Genomic DNA, 25,138 nt, shown 5'->3' with positions numbered 1-25,138 from the left:
GGTCACTCCGGGAGGTGCGGGTCGGACGGCTGGGCGGCGAGCGCCTGGGAGGACCGGGCGGCGTAGTCGCGGTCGCCGACCAGGACGGCGTCGCGGCCGTCGGTGTCGGCGAGCTGGACCTGGACCGCCTCGCGCAGCGAGGTGGGGAGGTTCTTGCCCACGTAGTCGGCGCGGATCGGCAGCTCGCGGTGGCCGCGGTCGACCAGCACGGCCAGCTGGACGGCGCGCGGGCGGCCGATGTCGCTCAGGGCGTCCAGCGCGGCCCGGATGGTGCGGCCGGAGAACAGCACGTCGTCGACCAGGATGACCAGCTTGCCGTCGATGCCCTCGGCGGGGATCTCGGTGTGCTCCAGCGCGCGGGCCGGCTTCAGCCGCAGGTCGTCCCGGTACATGGTGATGTCGAGGGTGCCGAGCGGGATCTCGCGGCCGGCCACCTGGTTGAGCCGGGTCTGCAGCCGGCGGGCGAGGTGGACACCGCGGGTGTGGATGCCGAGCAGCACCACGTCGTCGGCGCCCTTGGCGCGTTCGACGATCTCGTGGGCGATCCGGGTGACGATCCGGGCGATGTCGCCGGCGTCGAGCACCTGGTGCGGCGGGCGCGGCGGCGATGGGAGTTGTGTGGTCATGCCGAAGCGGACCTCCTTCCCCGCCTCACTGGACGGGCCTTAAAGGATGTCTGGGAGAGCACTCCCGACCGTGGCGGGAGCCTCGCCCATGGTAGCAGTGCGCTCACCCGCGTTCAGGACCGGCCGGTTCCGTTTTGCCTGATCCGCCGTACCGCGCCGGTTCACGGACCGGCCCGGAGCTATTCGCACGACTGCCCCATTCGGCTTGACGCGACTACCTCACTCTACGTAACCTCACAGTGAGTTACGAGACCGCCGCTGTACCCACCGGTACGGTCGGCCGGGTCCGCGGTCATCACCCGCTCGCTCGTGGCTCGCCACTGAACGCGAAGCAATCTCGTCCGGGGAGATCTATGTCCAGCGACTACGCGAAGCAACTCGGGGCCAAGCTCCGGGCGATCCGCACTCAGCAGGGTCTCTCCCTGCACGGCGTCGAGGAGAAGTCCCAGGGTCGCTGGAAGGCAGTCGTCGTCGGCTCGTACGAGCGCGGCGACCGCGCGGTGACGGTGCAGCGCCTGGCCGAACTGGCCGAGTTCTACGGCGTCCCGGTGCAGGAGCTGCTCCCCGGCGGGACCCCGGGCGGCGCGGCCGAGCCGCCGCCGCGCCTGGTGCTCGACCTGGAGAGACTGACTCAGGTGCCGTCCGAGAAGGCCGGTCCCCTCCAGCGCTATGCGGCCACCATCCAGAGCCAGCGCGGCGACTACAACGGCAAGGTGCTGTCGATCCGCCAGGACGACCTGCGCACGCTGGCCGTGATCTACGACCAGTCGCCGTCGATCCTCACCGAGCAGCTGATCAGCTGGGGTGTGCTCAACCCGGATGCCCGGCGCGCGGTGCGCGAGGAGGACGCCGGCTGACGCTCAACCGTCAGCAGAAACGTCACGGCGGGGTGCGCTTCGGCGCACCCCGCCGTCGTGCCGTCCGGGCATCGGCCCGGCGGCCGTGCCGTCAGCACACCGTGCCGAGGCTGAAGCCCGGCCTGGCCTCCACCCCGTCCAGCTCGACCGCGGCCGGCGCGTACCCGGAGCCGGCGCTCTGCCAGGCCCAGGCGACCTGCCGGTACTCCCCGCAGGCCTGCGCCGAGCCCTGCGAGCCGTGCAGCAGCGCCGCCCCGGGCAGCTCCCGGACCAGCCCGGCGCAGAGCACCGCGCAGACCAGGTCCAGGTCCTCGTCGTTGATCCGCACCACCCCGTCCTCCCAGTGCAGGATCCGGGCGTCCGCCGCCAGCCGCCCGCTCGGGCCGTCCACCACGCAGTGGAACTGGTAGGTGCCGGCGCCCGCGCCGACCAGCATCCGGCGGAACAGCTCCGAGGCCCGCTCGTACGCCTGCCGGACCTGGGGCGACGCCTGCTCCTGGGCGCCGCACAGCCCGCCGTCCAGCAGCAGGTCGGCGTGGCGCAGGGTCAGCCCGCCCTCCCGGGCCCGGACCAGCCGCGGCAGGAAGTCGTCGGCGAGCTCCTCGCCCTGGTAGGGCAGCAGTTGGGTCTGCAGCGGCGGGTTGACCAGGTAGCGGTCCCGGGCGACCTGTTCACCCGGGTCGAGCGCGTGCAGCAGGCAGAAGTCGGCGAAGTCCTCGGGGTGGAACATCCGCGCCTGCACGGTGCCGAACACCCGGCGGGCCTCGGCCAGCAGCGTCGCGGTGTCCCGCAGGTACGTCTCGTGGTCGGGCGCCTCGGTCAGCCCCCACGGGCGGGCCCGCTCGAAGTCCTCCGCACTGGTGAGGATGCCGGTCACGAAGGCCTCCTCGGGCCTGCGGCCGCCGGCCGCCCCGGTGGAGGTGCAGCGGGAGGACCGGGGGGTGCGGCTGTTGCGGGGCATCGAGGCTCCTGGGGGGCGGGGAGTCGCAGGGGGCGGCCGGCCGGCCGCTGCCCCTCTTCCTCCCCACCCTCACCCGGTGCACACGTACGGGTTGTCACAGCCCTGTAACCGAGTGCGACGACCCGGCGCGCCCCGGCCCGCTACGGCTGTCGCGGGACGCGGGCCAGCTGGCGGGACTGGGCGACCAGCCGGCCGGCCGAGTCCCAGACCTCGGCGTCCTCCTCGAAGTAGCCGCCGGCCACGTTGCGGGTGGCGTGGCTGACCCGCAGCCAGCCCGGCTCCGGACGGGCCCGCAGGTGGACCGTGAGTTCGATGGTGGGGGCCCAGCCGGGCATCCCGAGGTCGAAGGTGACCGGCGGCAGCGCGTCGGCCACCAGGAGCAGCAGCAGCGGGTCGGGCTCGCGGCCGTCCGCCAGCCGGAACCAGCCCTGGATCCGGCCCTCCTTGGACGGCTGCCCGACCGCCCAGCCGATGGTGGCCGGGTCGAGTCTCAGGTCGAAGCGCTCCAGCAGCGCCGCCTGCTCCAGCAGCGCGGGCGGGGCGTGCTCGACCCCGATGCACTCCTGCGGCGGCGGCATGACCGGCGGCCGGGCCGTGGTGAGCACCTCGCCGGCCGACCGGCCCAGGTCGCCGTAGGTGGCCAGCACCCGCAGCCGCTCCTCGCCGTCCTGGCTGATCGAGGCCGTGCCGGTGGACAGCGAGCGGCCCTGGCGGACCAGCTCGGTGCGCACCTCGGCCGGCCCCGGCCGGGCGGCCGAGAGGTAGTAGCCGCTGATCGACATCGGGTCCGGGTGCTCGCCGTGCCGCAGCGACAGCGCGTGGCCGGCCACCGCGAGCAGCAGGCCGCCGTTGATGCCGCCGCCGATCTGCCAGCCGGCGCCGAGCTCTGCCCGGTAGCGGTCGGACTCCTCGGGGTGCGGGGTCAGGGCGATGCCCCGGTCGAACTCGCTGCGGATCGCGGTGGTCATCGGGGGGTGCCCTTCGCTGCGACGGTCCCGGCCTGCGCCTGGTTACTGATGAGTAGCCTACGCCGTGGGGGCCGCACCGACCAGGTGCTTCCGGCGGCCGGACATGCGTGAAGGCCGCCGGACCGTGGTCCGGCGGCCTTCACGCAGGGGACGGGGATCAGTCCCGGCGGATGGTCGGCTTCAGCTCCATGAACCGGGCCAGCAGGCCGTTCACGAAAGCGGGCGAGTCATCCGTGGAGTACTCCTTGGCGATCTCGACGGCCTCGTCGACCACGACCGCGTCCGGAACGCCGTCCTCCCAGATCAGCTCGTAGGTGCCCAGGCGCAGGACGTTGCGGTCCGCGACGGGCATCCGGTCGAGCGTCCAACCGACCGCGTAGGTGGCGATCAGGTCGTCGATCCGGCGGGCGTACCGGGAGTACCCCTCGACCAGCTGCATGGTGTACTCGGCCACCTGCGGGATGCCCTCGTCGGGCTTGGGCTCGCGTGCGCGGGCCACCCAGTCGGCGAGCACCTGCTCGGGGGAGACACCGCGGTGATCCGCCTCGAACAGGATCTGGAAGGCCCGGGTGCGGGCCTTGCTGCGTGCAGCCGCCACGGTTACTTGTTCACCCGGCCGAGGTAGCTGCCGTCGCGGGTGTCGACCTTGATCTTCTCACCGGTGGTGATGAAGAGCGGGACCTGGATCTCGGCGCCGGTCTCCAGGGTGGCCGGCTTGGAGCCGCCGGTGGAGCGGTCGCCCTGCACGCCGGGCTCGGTGTGCTCGATGACCAGCTCGACCGAGGCCGGGAGCTCGATGTACAGCGGGGCGCCCTCGTAGACCGCGACCAGGGCCTCGAAGCCCTCCAGCAGGTACTTGGCGGCGTCGCCGACGACCGCGGGGTCGATCGGGAGCTGGTCGTAGGTGTCCGTGTCCATGAACACGAACTGCTCGCCGTCCTTGTAGGAGAACTGCATGCCGCGCTTGTCGACATTGGCGGTCTCGACCTTGGTGCCCGCGTTGAAGGTCTTGTCGACGACCTTGCCGGTCAGGACCTCCTTGAGCTTGGTGCGCACGAAGGCCGGGCCCTTGCCGGGCTTGACGTGCTGGAACTCGACGACGGACCAGAGCTTGCCGCCGTCAAGCTTGAGGACCATGCCGTTCTTGAGATCGTTCGTGGAAGCCACGGGCGCACTAACTCCTGGATATAGCTGTCAAGGAACCAAGAATGACGCGCAACCTGCTGCCGGGCCGGGGCCGCGGGCTACAGGGCGAGGAGCTCCTTGGTCGTTATGGTGAGCAGCTCGGGCCCGCCCTCCTCAGGGGGGCGCACCACGAGCGTGTCCTCGATCCGGACACCGCCCTTGCCCGGGAGATGGACCCCCGGACCGACGGTGACCGGCACGCGATTGTCCAGTTTACCCATGTCGGCGGGGCCCAGACGCGGCGCCTCCCGGATCTCCAGGCCGATTCCGTGTCCGACCGGATGCACGGAGCGCTCGCTGTGGCCGGCCGCCTGGAGGATCGAGCGGGCCGCGTCGTCCGGTACGTGCTGCGCGACGCCGGGCCCGAGCGCCTCCCGACCGGCCCGCTGGGCGTGGAAGACCAGCCGGTGCAGCTCGACCTGCCAGGGCGAGGGGGCCGCGCCGATCACGAAGGTGCGGGCGGTGCGCACGCCGTACCCCCGGTACTGGGCGCCGAGCACGACGGTGAGGAAATCACCCTCCTCGACCCGGTGGTCGGTGGGCTGGTGGTGCTCCAGGCCGGAGTGCGCGCCGGTGCCGACGGAGACCGGGAAGGCGGCCCGGTCGGCGCCGTGGTCGATCATGCGGCGCTCCAGCTCCATCGCCAGGTGCCGCTCGGTCCGGCCGACCAGGATCGACTCCAGCAGCTCGCCGAGCGCCTGGTCGGCGATCTCGGCGGCGATCCGCAGGTCGGCGATCTCGTGCTCGTCCTTGACCACCCGCAGCCGCTCCACCGCCTGGTCCAGGTCGAGCAGCCGCAGTCCGGGGTCCGTCCGGCTCAGGTCGCGGTGGCGGCCGACCGTGAGGTCGTGCTCCTCCACGGCCAGGTCGGCCACCTTGAGCCGGACCGCCGCCTCGGCCAGCGCCAGCGCGGTGTCGGTCTGCGACAGCACCGGCAGCCGGGCGATGTCCTCGGCGATCAGGTGTTCGCCGGCGTCGTCCGGTGGCAGGTCGTCCGGGACCGCCAGCAGCACCCGGTCCCGGGTGAGCAGCAGACCGGCCCCGCACGGCGGGCAACCGGTGAGGTAACGGACGTTGGCCGCGCGGGTGATGAGCGCGGCGTCGGCCCCGGAGGCACTGCAGTACTCCCGGAGGCGTTCCCGTCGGGCCGCGTGCACATCGGACATGGATCGAGCGTACGGAGCCGGGCGGCCGTCCGCCCGTCGGGACGGCCGCCCGTGCCACGGCTACTCGTGCCGCAGGGCGGTGGGCCGGGTGCCGCGCCGCAGGGCGGGCAGGGTCAGCACGGTCACCCCGAGCACGGCGGCGGCGGCCGTCCCGGCCAGGGCGAGCACGCCCGTCCGGTCGACGGTGCCGGGCAGGCCGGCCAGCGTGAGCAGGGCGCGCCCGAGGCCGGTACCGACCGCGACCGCCAGCAGCAGCCCGACCGCGGCCGGCACCGCGCTCTGCCACAACAGGGACCAGGCCAGGGTGCGCCGGGGCGTGCCGAAGGCCACCAGGCAGGCCAGCGCACGGCGGCGCTCGCGCAGCTGCTCCAGCAGGCCGACCAGCATGCTCAGCGCGATCAGCAGCACGGTGGCGGTGGCCGCGGCGGTGAGCGCCCGGCGGACCCCGTCGAAGCCCCGGTCGGCGTCGTCCACGGTCTCGTCCGGGAAGTGCACCCGGGCCGCGGGGTCGAGAGCAGCCACGGCGTTGCGCACCCGCTCCCGGGCGTCCGGCTCCCCCGCGTCCAGGGTCAGGGCGACCTGGGCGGGCAGGCCGCTGCGGACCCCGTCGGGCAGGGCCGCCGGGGTGGCCAGGACGACCCCGTCGAGGAAGCGCCGGTCCTGCCCGGGGCGGGCCTCGACCGGGGACAGCGCGGCGGGCAGGCGCCACCGGGTGCCCTGCCGGCCGTCGAGCGCCGTGACCTCGGCGCCCGGGGTCGGGCGGACGGCCACCGGGCCCGCGCCGGCGACCACGAAGGCGTCGCCGTCGGCGCAGGAGGGCAGCACGGCGAAGGTCTTCAGGGCGGTGCAGTCACCCACCCGGACCAGGTCCGGCCGGTCCCCGGCGCCGCTCTCGCTCAACCACAGCTCGGTGTACCCGGTGCTGACGGTCGTGCCCTGCACGGCGCGCAGCCGGGCGGCCAGCTCGTCGGCCCGGTCACCGGCGCCCGCGAAGGTGGCCGTGCCGCTCGGGGCGCCCGCCCCGGCGGCGCCGCGCGGATCGCGCTCCCGATGGCCGGCCGCGATGCCGCCGAACAGGCTCTGCAGCGCGATCGCCCCCGCCACCGCGACCAGCACGCCGGCCGTCGCCCGGGCTGCGGCCCCGCCGCCGAGCCGCAGGCGTCCGGCCGCCAGCTGCCAGGACGGCGGGCCGGTCGGCAGGAGCCTGGCGACGGGGTCGAGCAGGGCCGGCAGCACCACCGCGATGCCGATCAGCAGCAGGACCATGCCGAGGCACACCGCCACCGACGAGCGCGGATCCGCCATCAGGTCGCCGCCGTCCCGGGCCTGCCCCAGCAGCAGGGCCCCGGCCGCGGGCAGCGCCAGCCGCCACCACAGCCGGCGCCGCGGCGCGCCACGCCCGCGGGCCACGCCGAGCGGCTCGGCGACCACGCCGCGCATCGCCACCAGGGCGGCGGCCACCGCGAGCAGCGGGACCACCGCCATCACCACCGCGGCCAGCAGCGGATCGGGGACGATGTCGGCGGCGAAGACGCTGATCCCCTCGATGGTCACCGACTCCGCGAGCCGCCCGGCCAGCAGGAACAGCAGCCAGCCGACCGCGAGACCGGCCAGCGCGCCGGCCAGCGCCTCGCCCGCGGCGATCCGGGCGGTCATCGCCCGGTCGGCGCCGACCAGGCGCAGCGCGGCCAGCCGCCGGTCCCGGGCCTCGCCGCCGAACCGGGTGGCGGCGCCGGCGAACACGGCCACCGGGGTCAGCAGGACCACCACACCGACCACGGTGAGCAGCACCAGCTCGGGCTCCGGCGCCCGGGGCGGGTAGGAGTCACCGAACGAGTCGATCCGTACCGCCCCGCGGTCGCGGCTCAGGTCGTCGGCGCCGAGCACGAAGGAGAGGTCGCCGGGGCCGACCAGGCCGCCGTTGCCGATCCCCCCGCTCACCGGGTGGTCCAGCCGTTCCTTCAGCAGCCGCCCGTCGGCCGAGCCGAGCAGGTCGGCGAGGGCGGGCGAGACCACCATCCCGCCCGGCGCCGGGTACCTGCTCAGACCGGGCGGCAGCGGGGCGTTCGGGCCCTCCGGTTGCACGATCCGGCCGCGCACCTCGGTGCCGTGGTAGCTGGTGGAGGCGTCGACCACCAGCAGGGTGCCGGGCCCGGCGGCCAGGCTGTCGTCGGCGTGCAGGGTGTCGACCAGGGCGTGGATCCGGTCGTCGCGGTGGTGCTTCATGGTCTGGAACGAGGACGCGAGGAGCAGGGTGGCGACGCCGAGCCCGACCCCGACGGCGGTCAGCAGGGTCCGGACGAGGCTGTCCCGGCCGCCGGTGAGGGCGAGCCGGACGCCGAACGCGAGCTGGCCGAGCCGGCGCAGCCGTACGGTCGGGGCGGGGGTGGTCTGGTTCACGGGGCGGGCTCCGGGTCGCGGGCGTCACCGTGCACGAGGACGGCGCTCAGGTCGGGGGCGGTGACGGCGCTCCAGCACAGCCGGATCAGCCGGCGGCTGTCGCCCAGCGGGCCGGGGGCCTGCTGCTGCCGGTCCTCGCCGGCGGCGGAGTACGCCAGGGCGAGGAGCAGCGCGGCGGCGGCGAGACCGGCACCGAACCGGCGCGGTCGGGCGCGGTCCGGGCGCGCGGCCGCGGGCCTCACCGGGCGGCCCCGGGCTCGCGGGTGCGGCCGTCGCGGACCACGACCTCCCGGTCGGTGTAGGCGGCCACCCGGGCCTCGTGGGTGACCAGGACGACGGCGGCGCCGGTCTCCTCCACCGCGGACCGCAGCAGCCGCAGCACCCGCTCGCCGTTGAGCGAGTCGAGCGCGCCGGTCGGCTCGTCGGCGAACACCACCCGCGGTCCGGTGACCAGCGCCCGGGCCACCGCGACCCGCTGGCCCTGACCGCCGGAGATCTCGCCGGGCCGCTTACCGGCGGCGTCCGCCACCTCCAGGCGCTCCAGCCACTCGCGGGCCTTGGCCTCGGCGGCCCTCCGGCGCACGCCGTTCAGGCGCAGCGGCAGCGCCACGTTGTCCAGGCAGCTGAGTTCCGGCACCAGCTGGCCGAACTGGAAGAGGAAGCCGAAGTCGGTACGGCGCAGCGCGCTGAGGCTGCGGTCGGTGAGGTCCGACAGGCTCTGGCCCCGGTAGGTCACGACGCCCTCGTCCGGCCGGACGATGCCGGCCAGGCAGTGCAGCAGGGTGGACTTGCCCGAGCCGGAGGGGCCCATCACCGCGACCAGTTCGCCGGGCATCACCCACAGGCCGGCGCCGGCGAGAGCGGTGGTGGGGCCGTAGTGCTTGACCAGTCCGGCCCCGCTCAGCAGGGCTCCGGGGTGGGCCAGCGGGTGCTCGGCGACGGGGTCGGCGGCGGGGCCCGAGCCGATCACCTCGACGGGGGAGATCCTCATGCGGGACGCACCTCCCGGCCGAGCTCGTCCAGCCGGGCGCCGGTCAGTTCCAGCCAGCGCAGGTCGGCCTCCAGGTGGAACAGTGCATGGTCGCAGATCAGCTGGTCGGCGAGGTCGCCACCGGCCTTGCGGCGGGTCAGCTCGCGCATCTGCCGCAGGTGCTCGGCGCGCTGCACGTCCAGCACCTCGTACGCCGGGCGCCCGGTCAGCAGGGCCAGCACGACCTTGGTGTACAGGGTGTTCTGCAGGTACGGCTCGGGGCTCTCGGCGCGGGCCAGCCAGCCGGCCACGTCGGTGACGCCGGCCTCCGTGATGGCGTACCGCTTGCGCTCGGGGCCGCCGCCGGGCTCGACGCCCTCGACCTCGACCAAGCCGCTCTTCAGCAGCCGGGAGAGCGTCGAGTAGACCTGCCCGTAGGCGAGCGACCTGGTCCGGCCGAACTGCTCGTCGTAGGCGCGCTTGAGGTCGTAGCCGTGGCGCGGGTGGGACTCCAGGAGCCCGAGGATCGTGTGTCCGAGTGACATGGCAGGACTATACCCCGAGGGTATACACCGAGTGCATAGTGGCCCCGACGGAGGATCCGCACCCCGGGAATGAACCGGAGGCAGGGCCGGTTATGAACCCATGACAATGACTTCCATTGCCAACAGAAGGAGGGCGACCATGGCCCGCAGCGACCTGCGCCCGATCGTGACCCTGCGATCGACGGCCGGCACCGGCTACACGTACGTGACCCGCAAGAGCCGCCGCAACGACCCCGACCGGCTGGAGATCCGCAAGTTCGACCCGGTCGCCGGCGCGCACGTGCTGTTCCGCGAACAGCGCTGAACCACCGCCCGCAGCAGCAGGAGCACTCGCAGAGGAGAGACGACATGCAGCACGGCATCCACCCCGCGTACCGTCCGGTGGTCTTCCGGGACCGCGCCGCGGACCACGCGTTCCTGACCCGCTCGACGCTCGCCGGCACCGGCACGGTCGAGTGGGCCGACGGGAACCGCTACCCCGTGGTCGACGTCGAGACCTCCTCGGCCAGCCACCCGGTCTACACCGGCAAGGCCAGGATCCTGGACACCGCCGGCCGGGTCGAGCAGTACCGCCGCCGCTACGGCCAGGGCTGACCGCCCAGCACCACCACCGGGTCGCACCCCGGGCCTCCGGGCCCGGGGTGCGACCCGGTTCGCTGCTGCCCGGCCGTCAGCTCCCCGCCCCTGAGTGGCTGTTGACCCACCCGCCCCACCGGTACGGCCGCGGCGGTGGACGCTCATCCCGCCGAAGCCCGCAATTCCTTGTCATGTCACCTTCCGTGCGCTCGAATGGTCGACGCTCTTCCCCAGCGCCCCGACCTTCCCCGCACAGGAGGAACCTTGACCGTCCGTCGCATCCTCGCCGCCGGCCTGCTCGCCCTCGCCGCGGCCGCGGTGATACCGGCTCAGCAGGCGGTCGCCGCCGGGCCCGGCGAGCTCCCCTTCGGCTCCGCCACCACCGTCGGCCTGCACAACACCTACGACCCGGCAGCCTTCCCGTACCTGGCCCAGGGCCTGGACACCGGCACCGGCCTGATCGAGCTGGACGCCTGGACGGACACCATCACCAAGGAGTGGAAGGTCAGCCACTCCAACCCGCTCGGCAACGCCAACAACTGCGTCAACGCGAGCACCGCCGCGCAGCTGTACACCGGGGGCGCCAACAAGAACCTGGAGAGCTGCTTCGACGACATCCGGGTCTGGCTGGGCGCGCACCCGACCGCCGGGCCGCTGGTGGTCAAGCTGGAGCTCAAGGGCGGCTTCGCGGCCAACCGGGGCATGGGCCCCAAGGAGCTCGACGCGCTGATCGCCGCGCACCTGGGCAGCGCCGCGTTCCGCCCCGCCGACCTGCTCGCCAAGGCGGGCGGCGGCGCGTACCCGTCGCTGGACGACGCCGCCCGGGCCGGGAACTGGCCGAGCCGCGCCGCCCTGGCCGGCCGGGCGATGGTCGAGGTGATCCCCGGCACCGTCGAGGAGAGCAACCCCTTCGACACCCTGCACACCGACGTCGAGTACGGCCGCTACCTGCGCGACCTGGCCGCCGCCGGCAAGCTCGGCCAGGCGCAGATCTTCCCCGCCGTGCACGGCGCCGCCGCGGCCGACCCGCGCAGCCGGTACGAGGCCGCGATCCGGCCCTGGTTCGTGCTCTTCGACGGTGACGCGGCCGCCTACCTGAACGGCATCGACACCTCCTGGTACGACAGCCGCCACTACCTGCTGGTGATGACCGACGCGCAGAACGTCGCGCCCGCCATCAGCGGCACCGACCCGACCGCCGACCAGGCCCGGGCCCGCGCGGTGCAGCTGGCCGCGGCACACGCCTCCGTGGTCTCCAGCGACTGGCGGCACCTGCCCGAGGTGCAGTCCCTGGTCCTGCCGCGCGGCTGACGCCGGCCGACCGACCGCGAGCGGCCGCCCGACCCGGGCGGCCGCTCAGCCGTCCCCGGGGGGACAAGTGACGCGATTTTCCCCGGGGTTGGGCGGGCCGGCCGGGGGTGTGGCCCGGCCGCCCCGGCCAGGGGTGCCCGTACCGGCTGGGTAGGGTGGGCGGACACCCGCAGCGAGAGGCACCCGCCCATGGCCAAGACGTCCGCCGAGGCCCGCAAGGCCCTGCTCCAGCTCACCGGAGTGAGCCGCACCTACGGTGAGCGGCAGGTGCTGCACCCGGTCGACCTGCACCTCGCCGCCGGCGAGTGCCTGGCGCTGCTCGGCCACAACGGCTCCGGCAAGTCCACCCTGCTGCGGATCGCCGCCGGCCGGGAGCTGCCGACCGGCGGGACGGTCCGCTTCGACGGGCTCCCGATGGACGAGAACGACCCCCGGATCCGGGCCCGGGTCGCCGTGGTCGGCGACACCGTCGCCTGCTACCCCGACCTGTCGGTGCGCGAGCACCTGCTGCTGGTCGCCGTCGCCCACGGGGTCGCCGACGCGGCCGACTGGATCGAGCACGTGCTGACCGAGCGCAACCTCGCCGACCGCGCCGACGCCCTGCCGTCCGCGCTCTCCTCCGGGCAGCTGCAGGCGCTGCTGCTGGCCTGCGCCATGGTCCGCCCGCGCGACCTGCTGCTGCTCGACGAGCCGGAGCAGCGCCTCGACCCGGACGCCCGCCGGCGGCTCGCGGAGCTGCTGACGGCGGAGCTCGCGGACGGCGTCGCCGTGCTGCTGGTGACCCACCACACCGACCTGGCCCTGGAGGTGGCCGACCGCGTGATGGTGCTGGAGGACGGCAAGGTACTGGCCGAGGGCCCCCCGCGCGGCATCCTCGCGGACGGGATCACCGGCGGCGTCCTCGCCGCCGCCACCGCCACCGCCACCGCCGGCACCCCTGCGGCCACCCCCGGCACCCCCGCCGCCCGCAAGCGTGGTGCCGGCGCCGGCGGCAAGGGCGGCGCCCGGTGAGCGAGTCCGCGGCCCTGTCCGCCGCAGCCCCGCACGCCGCCGCCGATGCCGCCGCCGATGCCGTCGATGCCGTCGAGCCCGAGGACCTCCCGGCGGACTGGACCGCGGAGGACGACTGGACCGACGAGGCGCTCACCCTGCTGCGCACCCTGCGCGCACCGCACCGCCGCAGCCGGGCCGGCCAGATCGCCTTCATGGTCTACTGCACCGTGCTCGTCCTGGTCGCCTGGGGCGTCACCCCCAGCTTCGGGCTGCTGCTGCAGTCCTCGATGGGCGCCGACTACACCGGCCACGGCCCGACCCTGCTCGCCGCCCTGCCCAGCGCCGTGGCCGCGGCCTCGCTCGCCACGCTGCTGCTCGCCGCCCGCGACGGCCTGTGGCGCGGGCCGGTGATACCGCCCCGGGCGACCGCCGACTGGCTGCTGCCGCACCCGGTCCGCCCGCGCCGGGTGCTGCGCCCCTGGTTCTGGCTGTCCTGCGCGCTGGCCACCGCACCCGGCGTCCTCGCGGCGGCCGGCGCGATGGTCGTGCTGGCGCTCACCACCCACGCGTCGCTGCCCGCGGCGTTCGGCTGGTGCCTGCTCGGCGGTGTCTGCCTGCCGCTGCTGGCCACCTGCACCGGGCTGGCCGTGGAGCGCAGCGACCGGGTGGCCGCCGCCGTCCACCGGCTCACCCCCTGGGTGACCGTGGCGGTGCTGCTGCTCGCCACCCAGAGCGTGTTCGCCGCCCAGGGCCACCGGGTGGGCCGGCTGGAACGGATCGAGCTGTGGTCCGGGCCGTGGGGCTGGGCGGGCCTCGCCGCACTCGCCCCGACGCCCGCGGCCAGGCCCGGCGCCTGGGCGGCCGCGGCACTGCTGGTCCTGCTCACCGCCGGCTGCGTGGTACTGGCCGACCGGTACTGCGGGGACATCGCGCCGGCCCGGCTGCGCGAGCGGGCCCGGACGGCCGCCGGCGTGCTGGCCGCCCTGCGCACGGTGGAGCTGCGGGCCGCCCGGCTCACCGTCAGCAGCACCACCAAGGGCCGGGGCCCGCGCCGGCTGCGGCTGCCGGCGCCGCGCGCCCGCTGGCTCGCCGTGCCCTGGCGGGACGCGCTGACGCTGCTGCGCGCCCCCGCCCGGCTCGGTCGCGCGCTGCTGCTCACGGTGCCCTCGGCGCTGTGCGCGTACCTGGTCCACTCGGCGTCCGGCCTGGTCTCCTGGGGCGGGACGGCGCTCGCCCTGCTGTTCGGCTACCTGGCGACGGCGCAGCTGCTGGAGCCGGCCCGGATCGAGACCGACGACGCCCGGCGCGCCTCCTGGTCGCCGTACCCGTTCGCCGGGCTGATGCTGCGGCACGCCGTGGTGCCGACCGTGCTCGGGGTGGTCGCGGGCGCGGTGGCGGCCGGGGCGGCGGTGATCGCCGGGTCCGGCGGGCGGGCCTGGCTGGCGCCCGCCGCCGTACCCGCGATGGTGGCCGCCGGGCTGGTGAACGCCTGCCGGGGCTTCATCCGGCAGGACCTGATGTTCGGTTCCGCCCGGGCGCCCGGCTCGGGCGGCGGGCCGCTGCTGTTCGCCGCCTGGTACGCGGCCGGGCCGGCGGTGGCTGTGGTGGTGCTGACCGTCCCGTTCACCGAGGCGCTCACCGACGGCTCACCCACCGCCGTACTGAAGACCGTGGCGCTGAGCCTGGTGACGGCGGCGGTCCTGCTCTGGTGGGCCTACGACCGGGCCGGCAACGTGACCATCCGCAGCCAGGCCGCGCGGGCCGCGCAGCAGCGCTAGCGGATCTAGCGGCGCTAGCAGTCCTATCGGCGCTATCGGCACTGGTGTCGCTAGCACTGCTAGATCGTCCGGCCGGCTGGTGGCGACAGCTTCGCTAGCGGCGCTAGAACTTCCAGCGCCGCTAGCGGCCGAGGTCGGCCGACGGACGCGCCGCGTCGTGCCCCCGGCGGTCAGGGCACCGGCCAGCCGTCCCGGGTGGTGGAGGTGCGGTGGTATCGGCCGTCCGGGCCGGTGGAGCGGTAGTCCTCCACCGCGCTCGCCGTCCGGACGGTGGCGTCGCCGTCGTGGCGGTGCGCGCTCGGGCGCAGGGTGTGGTCGACGGTGGTCCGCCGGAGCGGCAGCGGCCCGAGGCTCAGGGTGTCCTCCTGGTGGCGCCCGAGGGCCATGGTGGTCAGCTGGTCGGTGTTGCCGGCCGCGTCCCGGGAAAATCGGTAGTCGACGTCCAGCGGGTCGCTCTCATGGCTGCTGCGCAGCTGCGGCAGGCAGCCGCCACCGCGGGTCTCGCTGGAGCGGGTCAGGTCGGTCCGGTTGTGGAGGGTCAACTCGTTCCCGGATGCGCCGAGTTGCTGCTCCGAGGAGAAGGTGAGGTCGTCCCGGACCTCGGTGCTGACCCGGCCGTGCGAGGTCTGCACCCAGCCGGTCGCCCGGTCGTGCCGGGCGGCGGTGACCGTCCAGTGGCCGCTGCCGCCGCCCTGGTCGGTGAGCGCCGTGCTGACGGCCGCCGCCGGGGCGACCCGGTACTCGGTGAGGCCGCCCTCGGTGCGGGCCCGGCCGTGGTCGGTCTCGGCGAACAGGTTGACCTGCCCGGTCCACAGGTCGTTGCTCTGGCTCTCGGCCGCGTTGACCGCGACCCCGACGGCGTGCGGGCGCCCGTCCAGCAGCAGCCCGACGTACGGGGTCAGGTCGAGCCGGTAGGCGGGCAGTTCGAAGGCGCCGATCCCCGGGGTCGGCCGCCACAGGAGCGGGTCCCAGCCGCCGGTGTAGATCACCGGGTACGGCCAGACGGCGCCGGCCACCCGGCCGTCCACCGTCAGCGCCAGCTCGCGGAACGGCCCCTTGCCGCACAGCCCGAGGCCCGGATTGGCCCGCACGAAGTCGTCCGGCGCCGAGGCGTACGCGAACTCCTCGCAGGCGCCGCCGCCGCGGGTGTACACCTCGGCGGTCAGCCGCTCCAGGTTCGGCGGGAAGGTGAGCGGCACGGCGGCGGAGGGTGCGGCGCCGGTGAGGCCGAACGGGCCGGTGGTCAGCAGCCGGTCCGCGGCGGGGGCGGCCGGCCAACGGGCGGAGGTGGTGAAGAAGGTGAGGGTCGCGGTGATCCGGAAGACCCCGGTGTAGGTGCTGTCGGTGACGTTCGGCAGGTCGAAGGCGAACGGCTGCAGGCGGTCGAACAGCGGGGCGTAGCGGGTCAGGTCGCTCTCGACGTGCCACTCGATGCCGTCCGCGGACGGCTCGGGGGTGGAGGAGAGCAGCACCTCGACCCCGCCGATCCGGACGGTGAACAGCCGGTCGAACTGGCGGCCCGCCACCTGCCCGTGCAGGTCGAGCAGCACCGCCGACCAGGGGCCCCGGCAGCCCGCGGGCGGCGTGACGGTGGCGGTGTACGGGGTGTCCGGCGGGTTCCCGTACCCGTTGCTGAACGGCTGGTCGTGCATCGTCTCGACGGTGCAGGACCTGGTGTCCGGCCTGGTCAGCGGCTTGGTCACACTGAACGGGTCGTGGTAGTCGGTGCCGAAGTCGGCCTGGGCCGGGCCCACCGCCAGCACGGTCACGGCAAGGGCGAGCAGGGCGGCGAGCAACCGCGCGGCGCGGCGGAGCAGGGGACGGACGGCCATCGCGGGATGCCTCTCTTCACTGCCGGGGTCGAGGCATCCTCCCGATTCTGACATGCCATGGTCAAGAGGGCCGGGACTGCCGGATCCCGTAAAATCTTTGTCCGCGCATCGTCAAATCCCTTCTGGTGGACCGCACTTCACGGCTAGCGTCGTCCGCTGTGATTACCAGCCGAACCAGATCGTTCGCCCTCGTCACAACCCTCCTCGCCGCCCTCGCCGCCACCCTGCTCTCCCCCGCGGCGGCCCGGGCCGGCACCCTCGGCACCGCCGCCGCCGGAACCGCCGCCGCCGGCACCGTGCGCGACGGCGCCAGCCAGCCGGTCTACTCCTACGCCGGCGCCGTCCGCGAGACGGTCTGGGTCGACACCGGCCTGGACGGCGACGGCGACGGCCGCACCGACCGGGTCGCGGCCGACATCGTCCGCCCCCGAGAACCGGCCGCGGCCGGCCTGCGGATCCCCGTGATCATGGACGCCAGCCCGTACTACTCCTGCTGCGGGCGCGGCAACGAGAGCCAGTTGAAGACCTACGACGCGCAGGGCGCGCCGGTGCAGTTCCCGCTCTTCTACGACAACTACTTCGTGTCGCGCGGCTACGCCGTCGTCCTGGTCGACCTCGCCGGCACCAACCGCTCCGACGGCTGCGTGGACGTCGGCGGCCCGTCCGACGTGACCTCCGCGAAGGCGGTGGTGGACTGGCTGAACGGCCGCGCCCACGGCTACCGCACCCGTACCGGCACCACCACCGCCGACCCGGGCTGGGCCTCCGGCGCGGTCGGCATGATCGGCAAGTCCTGGGACGGGACGATCGCCAACGGCGTGGCCGCGACCGGCGTGCCGGGCCTGCGGACCGTCGTGCCGATCTCCGCGATCAGCTCCTGGTACGACTACTACCGCTCCGACGGCGCCCCGCTCTACAGCGGCACCCCCGCCGACCTGTCGAGCTACGTGGAGAGCTCGGCCACCCTCGGCCGCTGCGCCAAGGTCCAGCGGCAGCTGACCAGCGGGGCGCCCGCGAACGGCAACTGGACAGCGCTCTGGCAGGCCCGCGACTACGTCGCCTCGGCCTCCCGGGTGCGCGCCAGCGTCTTCGTGGTGCACGGCATGCAGGACCTCAACGTCCGCGACATCAACTTCTCGCAGTGGTGGTCCGCCCTCGCGCAGAACGGCGTCGAGCGCAAGATCTGGCTCTCCCAGACCGGCCACGTGGACCCGTTCGACTTCCGCCGCTCCGCCTGGGTGGACACCCTGCACAGCTGGTTCGACCACTACCTGCTGGGCGTCGACAACGGGATCGAGCGCGGCCCGGTGGCCGACCTGGAACGCTCCCCCGACCAGTGGACCCAGGACCCGACCTGGCCCGCCCCCGGAACCGTGACCAGCACCCTCGGCCTGCGCCCGGGCGCCCTCACCACCGCGTCCGGCAGCGGCACCGCCCGGTTCACCGACGACCCGTCCCGGGACGAGAACGCCTGGGCCGCCGACGCCGACCGCAGCACCCCGGACAAGACCGTCTTCACCACCGGAGCGCTGAGCGCACCGCTGCGGATCTCAGGCGGCGGTTCGATCACCCTGACCGCCACCCCCTCGACCCGCAGCGCCCGGCTCAGCGCCGTGCTGGTCGACCTCGGACCGGCGACCATCCGTGACTACCGGGCCGACGGCGAGGGCATCAGCACGCTGGCCACCCGCTCCTGCTGGGGCGACAGCACGGCCGGCGACAGCGCCTGCTTCCTGGACACCGCCGCCGACACCGCGCAGGTCGGCGCCACCGTGTTCAGCCGCGGCTGGGCCGACCTCGGCCACTACGCGGGACTCGACCGGTCGGTGAACCTCACCCCCGGCACCGCCTACCCCATCACCTTCGACCTGGCCGGGACGGACCACGTGGTGCCCGCCGGCCACCGGCTCGCCCTGATCGTCGCGGGCACCGACGCCGGTCTGATCGACCCGCCCTCGACCAGGCCTGCCGTCACCCTCGACCTGGCCCGCTCGGCGCTGCGGCTGCCGGTCGTGGGCGGGGTGACCACGCTGCCGCGGGCGGCAGCCCCGACGGCCGGGCCCGCCCTGCCCGGCCTGCTCCCCGGGAAGGCCGGCACCGCCGCCCGCCCGGAGACCTTCCGCTAGAGCGGGTCCACCAAGTCCCGCCCGCCCCGAGCCGGGTCGCCGCCGAGCCTGACCGGCGGCGGCCCGGCCGAACGGCGCGCCCGACCGAGCGGCGACCCGACCGAGCGGCCGACCGGCTCAGCGCTGCTGGCAGGCCGGGCACCAGAAGAGGTTCCGGGCGGCGTGCTCCTCGGTGCGCACCGGGGTGCCGCAGACCAGGCAGGGCTGGTCGGTCCGGCGGTAGACGTAGACCTCGCCACCGTGGTCGTCCACCCGCGGCGGGCGCCCCACCGCCTCCGGGGTGTGCTCCGGCCGTACGGTGTCGATCCGGCCGATCCCGGCCCCGTCGTGCATCAGGGCCACCAGATCGCCCCAGATCGCGTCCCACTCCGCCCTGCTCAGGTCGCGGCCGGCCCGGTGCGGGCTGATCCCGAGGCGGAACAGCACCTCGGCCCGGTACACGTTGCCGACCCCGGCCAGTACCTTCTGGTCCATCAGCAGCGCGGCCACCGTGGTCGGGCTGCGGGAGATCCGCTGCCAGGCCGGCCCCGGGTCGGCGCCGGCCCGCAGCGGGTCGGGCCCGAGGCGGCGGTGCACCGCGGCCTTCTCCGCCGGGGTGAGCAGCTCGCAGGTGTTGGGGCCGCGCAGGTCGGCGTAGGCGTCCTCGGAGGCCATCCGCAGCCGGATCAGGCCGACCGGCGCCGGCGCCGCACCGGTGCCGAAGGTGAAGCCGCCGTAGAGGCCGAGGTGGATGTGCAGCCAGTCCTCGCCGAACCCGAGGAACAGGTGCTTGCCGTGGGCCTCCGCCTCGTCCAGGGTGCGGCCGTCCAGCAGCGCCGCACCCTCGGCGAACCGGCCCTGCGGGCTGGAGACGCCGACCGGGCGGCCCCCGAAGGTCCGGAGGTTCTCGGTGGCCAGGCGGTGGATGATGTGGCCCTCGGGCACGGGCGTCAGCTCCTCGGCAGATCCGTTGCGACGCCTCCATCATCCCAGCGGGGTACGACACCCCCGGCCCGGCTCCGGGCTACCGCTTGGGGGTGACCAGCCGGGCGGCGCTCCAGTTGGCCGCGACGCTGGCCGACTTGGTCTGCGACAGGCCGGCGGTCTGCGCGGCCTCGCTGATCTCGCTGGGCTCCAGGTGGCCGGGCCGGCCGGCCTTGGGGGTGAGCAGCCAGATCATCCCGCCGTCCTCCAGCAGCCCGATGGCGTCGACCAGGGCGTCCGTGCAGTCGCCGTCGTCCTCGCGGAACCAGAGCAGGACGGCGTCCACCACGTCGTCGAACTCCTCGTCCACCAGGTCCTGGCCGGTGGCCTCCTCGATCGCCTCCCGGAGCTCGAGGTCGCAGTCCTCGTCGTACCCGATCTCCAGGACGACCTGGCCGGGCTGGAATCCCAGCCGGGCAGCCGGATTCGCGCGCTCCTCGGCCTGGTCGGCGGTCGCCGTCATCGCAGTCTCCCTCTGTGCCCGTTCGTGGTTTCCGCCCACCATGGCCGACGACCGCCCGTAGGCCCGGCAAGCACGAGTTACGTCACTCGATCGAGTGAAACGAGCCCCCCGGAGCGCACCCACGCGCCCACGCACCCACGCGCCCGAGCCGATCGCCCCGGCAGCTCAGCCGATCGGGCGGCCGGTCAGCCGGGAGAGGATCGCGTGGTCCAGCGCGGCGGCGGTGGAGGCCACGTCCAGCTGGGAGTTGTCGATGATCGGCAGCCCCGAGGTGCGCCAGCCGGCCATCCGCCCGTGGATCCGGGCGACCTCCTCGTCGCTGAGCCGCCGGTTGCCGCTGCGCCGGGCGTTGCGGGCGAGCACCGAGTCCAGGCCGGGCAGCAGCACCACCGGGATCATCCCCGGGCCGATGTGCCGCTTCCAGCCGCCGAGGCCGATCGCCGGGCGGTCCGGGAAGACCGCGTCGTCGATGATGCAGGAGATCCCGTTCGCCAGGTAGTTCCGGCAGGCGAAGCCGCAGGTGCGGCGGGCCAGCCGGTACTGGGCCTCGGAGGCGGTGTTCCAGCCGGACTGCGGGTTGGCGAATCCGGCCTGCACCCACTCGCGGACGTCGTCCAGGCTGATGTGCGCGGTGGCGGTCGGCCGGCGCTCCGCCCAGTGCCGGGCGACGGTGGTCTTGCCCGCGCCGGCGGGACCGATCAGCAGCACCGCGAGCGGCCCGGTGGGCAGGTGCGGCGGCGGTTGCGCGGGAAGCTGCACGGGAGCTCCGGTCGGCAGCACGAAGTGCCCGGTCGCCCCGGGCGGTACGACACCAGGAGGTATGACACCGGGGGGCACCGCGCCGGGCGGTACGGACCCGGGCGCGCCCGGGTGCGGCGGCCGGGCCGGGGTGTACGGCGGCTGCGGGCCCGCCTGCTGGGTGGGGTACGGCGGCGCCAGTGGTCGCGGAGGCACCGGCCCTCCCCCTACGTACTGCGTCACGGTCACCTCCCGACGGGGACACTACACGTCGGCCCGGTGGCGGGCACAGTCCGCCACCGGGCCGATGATCGCACGTCAGCGCGTGGTGAGCTGCTCCGCGAGCGCGCGCAGCGCCAGCTCGTACGAGCCGAGGCCGAAGCCGGCGATGGTGCCGGAGGCGACCGCGGCGATGACCGAGGTGTGCCGGAACTCCTCGCGTGCGTACGGGTTGGAGATGTGCACCTCGATCAGCGGCGCGGTCCGCTGGGCGGCGGCGTCGCGCATCGCGTACGAGTAGTGCGTGAACGCGCCCGGATTGATCACCACCGGGGTCTGCCGGTCGGCCGCCCAGTGCAGCCATTCGACCATCTGCTGCTCGGAGTTGGTCTCCTTGACCTCCACCTCGAAGCCGAGCTCCTTGCCGAGCGCGGTGCAGCGCTCGACCAGGCCGGCGTAGGAGGTGGCGCCGTAGACGTCCGGCTCGCGACTGCCGAGGCGGCCGAGGTTGGGGCCGTTGAGCACCAGGACCCGGCTCACCCGGACACCTCCGCGTAGGCGCCGACCAGCAGCGTCGGGTCCGGGCCCTCCAGGATGGAGGTCTTGCCGAGGCCGTCGAGCACGACGAAGCGCAGCAGGTCGCCGCGCGACTTCTTGTCGATCTTCATGGCGTCCAGCAACTTGGGCCAGGCGTCCGCCCGGTAGGTCAGCGGCAGGCCGACCGAGCCGAGCACGGCCTTGTGCCGGTCGGCGGTCTCGTCGTCCAACCGGCCGGCCAGCCGGCCGAGTTCGGCGGCGAACACCATGCCGATCGAGATCGCCGCGCCGTGCCGCCACTTGTAGCGCTCGTTGCGCTCGATGGCGTGACCCAGCGTGTGGCCGTAGTTGAGGATCTCCCGGCGCCCGGACTCCTTGAGGTCGCCGGAGACCACGTCGGCCTTGACCTGGATGGCGCGCCGGATCAGCTCCACGGTGTGCGGCCCGGACGGCGTGGTGGCGCCCTGCGGGTCGGACTCGATCAGGTCCAGGATCGCCGGGTCGGCGATGAAGCCGCACTTGATCACCTCGGCCAGGCCGGAGATGTAGTCGTGCCGGGGCACGGTCTCCAGGGTGCCGAGGTCGGCGAGCACGCCGGCCGGCGGGTGGAAGGCGCCGACCATGTTCTTGCCCTCGGCGATGTTGATGCCGGTCTTGCCGCCGACCGCCGCGTCCACCATCCCGAGCAGGGTGGTGGGCATCGAGATCCAGCGCACCCCGCGCAGCCAGGTGGCCGCCACGAAGCCGGCCAGGTCGGTGGTGGCACCGCCGCCCAGGCCCACGATCACGTCGCTGCGGGTGAAGCCGGTCTGCCCGAGCACCGACCAGCAGTACGCGGCCACCTCGGCGCTCTTGGCCTCCTCCGCGTTCGGCACCTGGAGCGCGATCGCCTCGTAGCCCTCGGCCGCCAGGTCCTCCCGGATCGCCTCGCCGGTGGCCTCCAGCGCCTCCGGGTGGATGATCGCGACCCGCTTGGCCCGGTTGCCGATCAGCGGCGCCAGCTCGCCGAGCAGCTGATGCCCGATCAGCACCTCGTACGGGTCGTGGCCGGCGCTGCCGCCGACCCGGATCGTCACGGTGTCAGTCATCGATCTTCAGCTCCAGTGCTTCCAGTACGGCGCCGGCGACCTGCTCGGCCGTACGCCCCTCGGTGTCGACCGTGACGGTGGAGACCGCCAGGTAGACCGGGCGGCGGACGTCCATCAGCTCGCGCCAGCGGGCCCGCGGGTTGATCGCCAGCAGCGGCCGCGGGGCGTCCAGGCCGACCCGCTTGACGGCGTCGCCGAGCGCCACGTCGAGGAAGACCACCGGCAGCCCGGCCAGCACCTCGCGGGTGGCCTCGGCCATCACCGCGCCGCCGCCGAGCGCCAGCACCCCGGCGTGGCCCTCGACGGCGGCGCGGACGGCCCGCTGCTCCAGCTCGCGGAAGTGCGGCTCGCCCTCGTCCACGAAGATCTCCGGGATCGGCTTGCCGGCCAGCGCCTCGATGTCCGCGTCGGTGTCCCGGAAGGGGACCCCGAGCCGGTCGGCGAGCAGCCGTCCGACCGTGGTCTTGCCGGCCCCGGGCGGGCCGACCAGCACGACCACCGGCGCGTTCATCGGACGATCAGGTTGTCGAGGTAGCCCTGCACGTTGCGGCGGGTCTCGGAGACGTTGTCGCCGCCGAACTTCTCCGCGACCGCGTCGGCGAGCACCAGCGCGACCATCGCCTCGGCGACGATGCCGGCGGCCGGCACCGCGCAGACGTCCGAACGCTGGTGGTGCGCCTTGGCGGGCTCGCCGGTGCGCACGTCCAGGGTCTGCAGCGCGCGCGGCACGGTCGCGATCGGCTTCATCGCGGCCCGCACCCGCAGCAGCTCGCCGGTGGACAGGCCGCCCTCGGTGCCGCCGGAGCGGCCCGAGGTCCGCCGGACGCCCTCCGGGGTGGGGACGATCTCGTCGTGCGCCTGCGAGCCCGGCACCCGGGCCAGGTCGAAGCCGTCGCCGACCTCGACGCCCTTGATCGCCTGGATGCCCATCAGCGCGGCGGCCAGCCGGGCGTCCAGCCGGCGGTCCCAGTGCACGTGCGAGCCGAGGCCGACCGGCACGCCGTACGCCAGCACCTCGACCACACCGCCCAGGGTGTCGCCGTCCTTGTGGGCCTGGTCGATCTCGGCGACCATCTGCTCGGAGGCCTCCGGGTCCAGGCAGCGCACCGGGTCCGCGTCGAGCCGGGCCTCGTCCGAGGGCACCGGGTAGACGCCGGCCGGGGCCTTGGCGGCGGCCAGCTCGACCACGTGCGAGACGAGCTCGATCCCGCAGGTCTCCTTGAGGTAGGAGCGCGCCACGGCGCCGAGCGCGACCCGGGCCGCGGTCTCCCGGGCGGAGGCGCGCTCCAGGATCGGCCGGGCCTCCTCGATCGAGTACTTCTGCATGCCGGCGAGGTCGGCGTGGCCCGGGCGCGGGCGGGTGAGCGGCTCGTTGCGGGCCAGGTTGGCCAGCACGTCCGGGTCGACCGGGTCGGCCGACATCACCTGCTCCCACTTCGGCCACTCGGTGTTGCCCACCATCACGGCGACCGGGCTGCCCATGGTGAGGCCGTGCCGGACACCGCCGAGGAAGGTCACCTCGTCCTGCTCGAACTTCATCCGCGCACCTCGGCCGTACCCCAGCCGGCGGCGGGCCAGTGCGTCGGCCACCAGCTCGGTGGTGACCGGCACACCGGCCGGCAGGCCCTCCAGCGTCGCGACCAGAGCGGGACCGTGCGACTCCCCCGCCGTCAGCCAGCGCAACCTACCCAACGGAGCTCCTTCGTCAGCGGCCCGGACCGCAGCAGCGGGCCGGGCCGGGCGTTTCGTCGGCGGTCCCGTGCGGGTCCCGCCCTCCGTCTCCGATCTTTTCATGCCTGGCGGCCGACCGGGTCCACGGTCCGCGTTGCGGACATCGAACATCCGCCCCTTGTCCGCCGGCACCTGCTCCGACCTGCGGGATCGCCGGCGTCCCGGGAGCGGTCCGGCGGATTCGGACGCCGGTTCTCAGTCAGGTCCGGTCGGCCGCCGCCGGGCCGGCCAGTGCCGCCTCGCCCGCAGCGCGCATCGCCGCCAGCGGGCCGCCCGACCCGCCCGGACCGCCGGACCCGGCGGTGAACTGGTCGAACTGCAGGACCGCCTGGTGCACCAGCAGGTCCAGGCCGCCCAGCACGGTCGCCCCGCGGGCGGCGCAGGCGGCAGCCAGTGCCGTCGGCCACGGGTGGTAGAGCACGTCGAACAGCGCGCCCGGACGCTCCGGGACGTCCGGCGCGAAAGCGTCGGTGGCGCCCACCGGCGTGGTGGAGATGGTCAGCGGCGAAGCCAGGGCCTCGGCCGCCCGGTCCCAGCCGGCCGTCCGCAGCCGCAGTCCGAGCCGCTCGCCGAGCGCGCGCATCTCGGCCGCCCGTTCCGGGCTGCGGACGTACGCCGTCACCTCGCCGTCGCAGATCCGGGCCAGCGCCGCCAGCGCCGAGGAGGCGGTGGCGCCGGCGCCCAGCACCGCGGCCGCCTCGACCCGGTGGATGCCGCGCTCGGCCAGCGCGTTGACCAGGCCGGGGACGTCGGTGTTGTCGCCGCGCCTGCTGCCGTCCGGGCCGAACACCACGGTGTTCACCGCCTGCACGGCGCGCGCGGTCCCGCTCACCTCGTCCAGCAGCGGCATGATCGCCCGCTTCAGCGGCATGGTCAGCGACAGGCCGGCCCACTCCGGGCCGAGGCCGGCCACGAAACCGGGCAGCGCGGCCTCGTCCACCTCGAAACGGTCGTAGCTCCAGGCGCCCAGCCCCAGCGCGGCGTACCCGGCCCGGTGCAGTGCCGGGGAGAGCGAGTGCGCGATCGGCGAGCCGAGTACGGCCGCCCTGTGCTGCGTGGTCACGAGCCTGGTCACCTTTCGCCGGGATCGCCGTGGGCGGAGATC

Annotated in this window: 26 protein-coding genes; 7 read left to right on the top strand and 19 right to left on the bottom strand. The window is 74.6% G+C overall.

Annotated elements, in window-relative coordinates:
- Positions 1-2: 2 nt before the first annotated feature.
- Positions 3-626: a bifunctional pyr operon transcriptional regulator/uracil phosphoribosyltransferase PyrR gene (pyrR, locus tag ABT014_RS12245; RefSeq protein WP_350638609.1), complete on the bottom strand. Its 624-nt coding sequence runs from the start codon at positions 624-626 to the stop codon at positions 3-5.
- 353 nt (positions 627-979) lie between these two features.
- Here pyrR and bldD point away from each other — a divergent pair, with 353 nt between their 5' ends.
- The gene (bldD, locus tag ABT014_RS12240) at positions 980-1,483 is read left to right on the top strand and encodes a transcriptional regulator BldD (protein WP_014134541.1); all 504 of its coding nucleotides are present in this window, start codon (positions 980-982) and stop codon (positions 1,481-1,483) included.
- A 91-nt stretch (positions 1,484-1,574) separates the two neighbouring features.
- Here the strand turns inward: bldD and ABT014_RS12235 are convergent, their stop codons facing one another.
- The 9 genes from ABT014_RS12235 to ABT014_RS12195 form a co-directional block, all read right to left on the bottom strand.
- Positions 1,575-2,444 carry a DUF8829 domain-containing protein gene (locus ABT014_RS12235; RefSeq protein ID WP_350638608.1) on the bottom strand — a complete coding sequence of 290 codons (870 nt, stop codon included), beginning with the start codon at positions 2,442-2,444 and terminating at the stop codon, positions 1,575-1,577.
- Between the two features lie 140 nt (positions 2,445-2,584).
- Positions 2,585-3,412 carry a thioesterase family protein gene (locus ABT014_RS12230; RefSeq protein ID WP_350638607.1) on the bottom strand — a complete coding sequence of 276 codons (828 nt, stop codon included), beginning with the start codon at positions 3,410-3,412 and terminating at the stop codon, positions 2,585-2,587.
- 157 nt (positions 3,413-3,569) lie between these two features.
- A complete protein-coding gene (nusB, locus tag ABT014_RS12225; protein WP_350638606.1) occupies positions 3,570-4,010 on the bottom strand; it encodes a transcription antitermination factor NusB in 441 nt (146 codons plus the stop codon).
- Between the two features lie 2 nt (positions 4,011-4,012).
- Entirely contained in the window at positions 4,013-4,579 is a 567-nt protein-coding gene (gene efp / locus ABT014_RS12220; RefSeq protein WP_350638605.1) for an elongation factor P, read from the bottom strand.
- A 77-nt stretch (positions 4,580-4,656) separates the two neighbouring features.
- Positions 4,657-5,763 (bottom strand): M24 family metallopeptidase, encoded by a 1,107-nt coding sequence (locus tag ABT014_RS12215; RefSeq protein ID WP_350638604.1) that lies wholly within the window; start codon positions 5,761-5,763, stop codon positions 4,657-4,659.
- A 60-nt stretch (positions 5,764-5,823) separates the two neighbouring features.
- Positions 5,824-8,163 carry an ABC transporter permease gene (locus tag ABT014_RS12210; RefSeq protein WP_350638603.1) on the bottom strand — a complete coding sequence of 780 codons (2,340 nt, stop codon included), beginning with the start codon at positions 8,161-8,163 and terminating at the stop codon, positions 5,824-5,826.
- Complete coding sequence (locus ABT014_RS12205) at positions 8,160-8,405, bottom strand: hypothetical protein (protein ID WP_350638602.1); 246 nt, start codon at positions 8,403-8,405, stop codon at positions 8,160-8,162. Before ABT014_RS12205 ends, ABT014_RS12210 begins: the two co-directional genes overlap by 4 nt.
- A complete protein-coding gene (locus tag ABT014_RS12200) occupies positions 8,402-9,154 on the bottom strand; it encodes an ABC transporter ATP-binding protein (protein WP_502894950.1) in 753 nt (250 codons plus the stop codon). The genes ABT014_RS12205 and ABT014_RS12200 overlap by 4 nt, the downstream gene beginning before the upstream one ends.
- A complete protein-coding gene (locus tag ABT014_RS12195; protein WP_350638601.1) occupies positions 9,151-9,678 on the bottom strand; it encodes a PadR family transcriptional regulator in 528 nt (175 codons plus the stop codon). Before ABT014_RS12195 ends, ABT014_RS12200 begins: the two co-directional genes overlap by 4 nt.
- Before the next feature lie 139 nt (positions 9,679-9,817).
- Here ABT014_RS12195 and rpmG point away from each other — a divergent pair, with 139 nt between their 5' ends.
- The 5 genes from rpmG (at position 9,818) to ABT014_RS12170 (ending at position 14,336) form a co-directional block, all read left to right on the top strand.
- Positions 9,818-9,982 carry a 50S ribosomal protein L33 gene (gene rpmG / locus ABT014_RS12190; protein ID WP_350638600.1) on the top strand — a complete coding sequence of 55 codons (165 nt, stop codon included), beginning with the start codon at positions 9,818-9,820 and terminating at the stop codon, positions 9,980-9,982.
- A gap of 44 nt (positions 9,983-10,026) precedes the next feature.
- A complete protein-coding gene (locus ABT014_RS12185) occupies positions 10,027-10,272 on the top strand; it encodes a type B 50S ribosomal protein L31 (protein WP_350638599.1) in 246 nt (81 codons plus the stop codon).
- A 246-nt stretch (positions 10,273-10,518) separates the two neighbouring features.
- Positions 10,519-11,565 (top strand): phosphatidylinositol-specific phospholipase C domain-containing protein, encoded by a 1,047-nt coding sequence (locus ABT014_RS12180; RefSeq protein ID WP_350638598.1) that lies wholly within the window; start codon positions 10,519-10,521, stop codon positions 11,563-11,565.
- 189 nt (positions 11,566-11,754) lie between these two features.
- Positions 11,755-12,576: an ABC transporter ATP-binding protein gene (locus ABT014_RS12175; RefSeq protein WP_350638597.1), complete on the top strand. Its 822-nt coding sequence runs from the start codon at positions 11,755-11,757 to the stop codon at positions 12,574-12,576.
- Positions 12,573-14,336 (top strand): hypothetical protein, encoded by a 1,764-nt coding sequence (locus ABT014_RS12170; RefSeq protein WP_350638596.1) that lies wholly within the window; start codon positions 12,573-12,575, stop codon positions 14,334-14,336. Before ABT014_RS12175 ends, ABT014_RS12170 begins: the two co-directional genes overlap by 4 nt.
- Before the next feature lie 170 nt (positions 14,337-14,506).
- Here ABT014_RS12170 and ABT014_RS12165 read toward each other — a convergent pair whose 3' ends face one another.
- The gene (locus tag ABT014_RS12165; protein WP_350638595.1) at positions 14,507-16,168 is read right to left on the bottom strand and encodes a peptide-N4-asparagine amidase; all 1,662 of its coding nucleotides are present in this window, start codon (positions 16,166-16,168) and stop codon (positions 14,507-14,509) included.
- 161 nt (positions 16,169-16,329) lie between these two features.
- Between ABT014_RS12165 and ABT014_RS12160 the strand changes: the two genes are divergently transcribed.
- Positions 16,330-18,294 (top strand): Xaa-Pro dipeptidyl-peptidase, encoded by a 1,965-nt coding sequence (locus ABT014_RS12160; RefSeq protein ID WP_502894953.1) that lies wholly within the window; start codon positions 16,330-16,332, stop codon positions 18,292-18,294.
- Positions 18,295-18,411: 117 nt separating this feature from the next.
- On the opposite strand, the gene ABT014_RS12155 is transcribed toward ABT014_RS12160, so the two are convergent.
- The 8 genes from ABT014_RS12155 to ABT014_RS12120 all read right to left on the bottom strand — a co-directional run bounded on the left by ABT014_RS12155 (position 18,412) and on the right by ABT014_RS12120 (position 25,096).
- Complete coding sequence (locus tag ABT014_RS12155) at positions 18,412-19,218, bottom strand: Fpg/Nei family DNA glycosylase (RefSeq protein ID WP_350638593.1); 807 nt, start codon at positions 19,216-19,218, stop codon at positions 18,412-18,414.
- A gap of 79 nt (positions 19,219-19,297) precedes the next feature.
- The gene (locus ABT014_RS12150) at positions 19,298-19,720 is read right to left on the bottom strand and encodes a DUF3052 domain-containing protein (RefSeq protein ID WP_350638592.1); all 423 of its coding nucleotides are present in this window, start codon (positions 19,718-19,720) and stop codon (positions 19,298-19,300) included.
- A gap of 165 nt (positions 19,721-19,885) precedes the next feature.
- Entirely contained in the window at positions 19,886-20,707 is an 822-nt protein-coding gene (locus ABT014_RS12145) for an AAA family ATPase (RefSeq protein WP_502894948.1), read from the bottom strand.
- A 69-nt stretch (positions 20,708-20,776) separates the two neighbouring features.
- A complete protein-coding gene (gene aroQ, locus ABT014_RS12140; RefSeq protein ID WP_350638591.1) occupies positions 20,777-21,217 on the bottom strand; it encodes a type II 3-dehydroquinate dehydratase in 441 nt (146 codons plus the stop codon).
- Positions 21,214-22,302 carry a 3-dehydroquinate synthase gene (gene aroB / locus ABT014_RS12135; RefSeq protein ID WP_350638590.1) on the bottom strand — a complete coding sequence of 363 codons (1,089 nt, stop codon included), beginning with the start codon at positions 22,300-22,302 and terminating at the stop codon, positions 21,214-21,216. The genes aroQ and aroB overlap by 4 nt, the downstream gene beginning before the upstream one ends.
- Positions 22,295-22,813, bottom strand: coding sequence for a shikimate kinase (locus ABT014_RS12130; protein ID WP_350638589.1), 519 nt, complete (start codon positions 22,811-22,813; stop codon positions 22,295-22,297). The genes aroB and ABT014_RS12130 overlap by 8 nt, the downstream gene beginning before the upstream one ends.
- Complete coding sequence (aroC, locus tag ABT014_RS12125; RefSeq protein WP_350638588.1) at positions 22,810-23,994, bottom strand: chorismate synthase; 1,185 nt, start codon at positions 23,992-23,994, stop codon at positions 22,810-22,812. Before aroC ends, ABT014_RS12130 begins: the two co-directional genes overlap by 4 nt.
- A gap of 238 nt (positions 23,995-24,232) precedes the next feature.
- Positions 24,233-25,096, bottom strand: a complete 864-nt coding sequence (locus tag ABT014_RS12120; RefSeq protein WP_350638587.1) for a shikimate dehydrogenase — start codon at positions 25,094-25,096, stop codon at positions 24,233-24,235.
- Between the last annotated feature and the right edge of the window lie 42 nt (positions 25,097-25,138).

The sequence above is a fragment of the Kitasatospora sp. NPDC094015 genome, from assembly GCF_040304075.1.
In the GTDB taxonomy this organism is placed as follows: domain Bacteria; phylum Actinomycetota; class Actinomycetes; order Streptomycetales; family Streptomycetaceae; genus Kitasatospora.
Note: the sequence above shows the minus strand (reverse complement) of the source record. Positions and strands in the feature narration are given on the sequence as shown.

Bases quoted from the DNA above. Each gene is read 5' to 3' on its own strand.
- pyrR (WP_350638609.1), bottom strand. From the start codon at position 626: ATGACCACACAACTCCCATCGCCGCCGCGCCCGCCGCACCAGGTGCTC.
- bldD (WP_014134541.1), top strand. From the start codon at position 980: ATGTCCAGCGACTACGCGAAGCAACTCGGGGCCAAGCTCCGGGCGATC.
- ABT014_RS12235 (WP_350638608.1), bottom strand. From the start codon at position 2,444: ATGCCCCGCAACAGCCGCACCCCCCGGTCCTCCCGCTGCACCTCCACC.
- ABT014_RS12230 (WP_350638607.1), bottom strand. From the start codon at position 3,412: ATGACCACCGCGATCCGCAGCGAGTTCGACCGGGGCATCGCCCTGACC.
- ABT014_RS12215 (WP_350638604.1), bottom strand. From the start codon at position 5,763: ATGTCCGATGTGCACGCGGCCCGACGGGAACGCCTCCGGGAGTACTGC.
- ABT014_RS12200 (WP_502894950.1), bottom strand. From the start codon at position 9,154: ATGAGGATCTCCCCCGTCGAGGTGATCGGCTCGGGCCCCGCCGCCGAC.
- ABT014_RS12195 (WP_350638601.1), bottom strand. From the start codon at position 9,678: ATGTCACTCGGACACACGATCCTCGGGCTCCTGGAGTCCCACCCGCGC.
- rpmG (WP_350638600.1), top strand. From the start codon at position 9,818: ATGGCCCGCAGCGACCTGCGCCCGATCGTGACCCTGCGATCGACGGCC.
- ABT014_RS12185 (WP_350638599.1), top strand. From the start codon at position 10,027: ATGCAGCACGGCATCCACCCCGCGTACCGTCCGGTGGTCTTCCGGGAC.
- ABT014_RS12175 (WP_350638597.1), top strand. From the start codon at position 11,755: ATGGCCAAGACGTCCGCCGAGGCCCGCAAGGCCCTGCTCCAGCTCACC.
- ABT014_RS12165 (WP_350638595.1), bottom strand. From the start codon at position 16,168: ATGGCCGTCCGTCCCCTGCTCCGCCGCGCCGCGCGGTTGCTCGCCGCC.
- ABT014_RS12150 (WP_350638592.1), bottom strand. From the start codon at position 19,720: ATGACGGCGACCGCCGACCAGGCCGAGGAGCGCGCGAATCCGGCTGCC.
- aroB (WP_350638590.1), bottom strand. From the start codon at position 22,302: ATGACTGACACCGTGACGATCCGGGTCGGCGGCAGCGCCGGCCACGAC.
- ABT014_RS12130 (WP_350638589.1), bottom strand. From the start codon at position 22,813: ATGAACGCGCCGGTGGTCGTGCTGGTCGGCCCGCCCGGGGCCGGCAAG.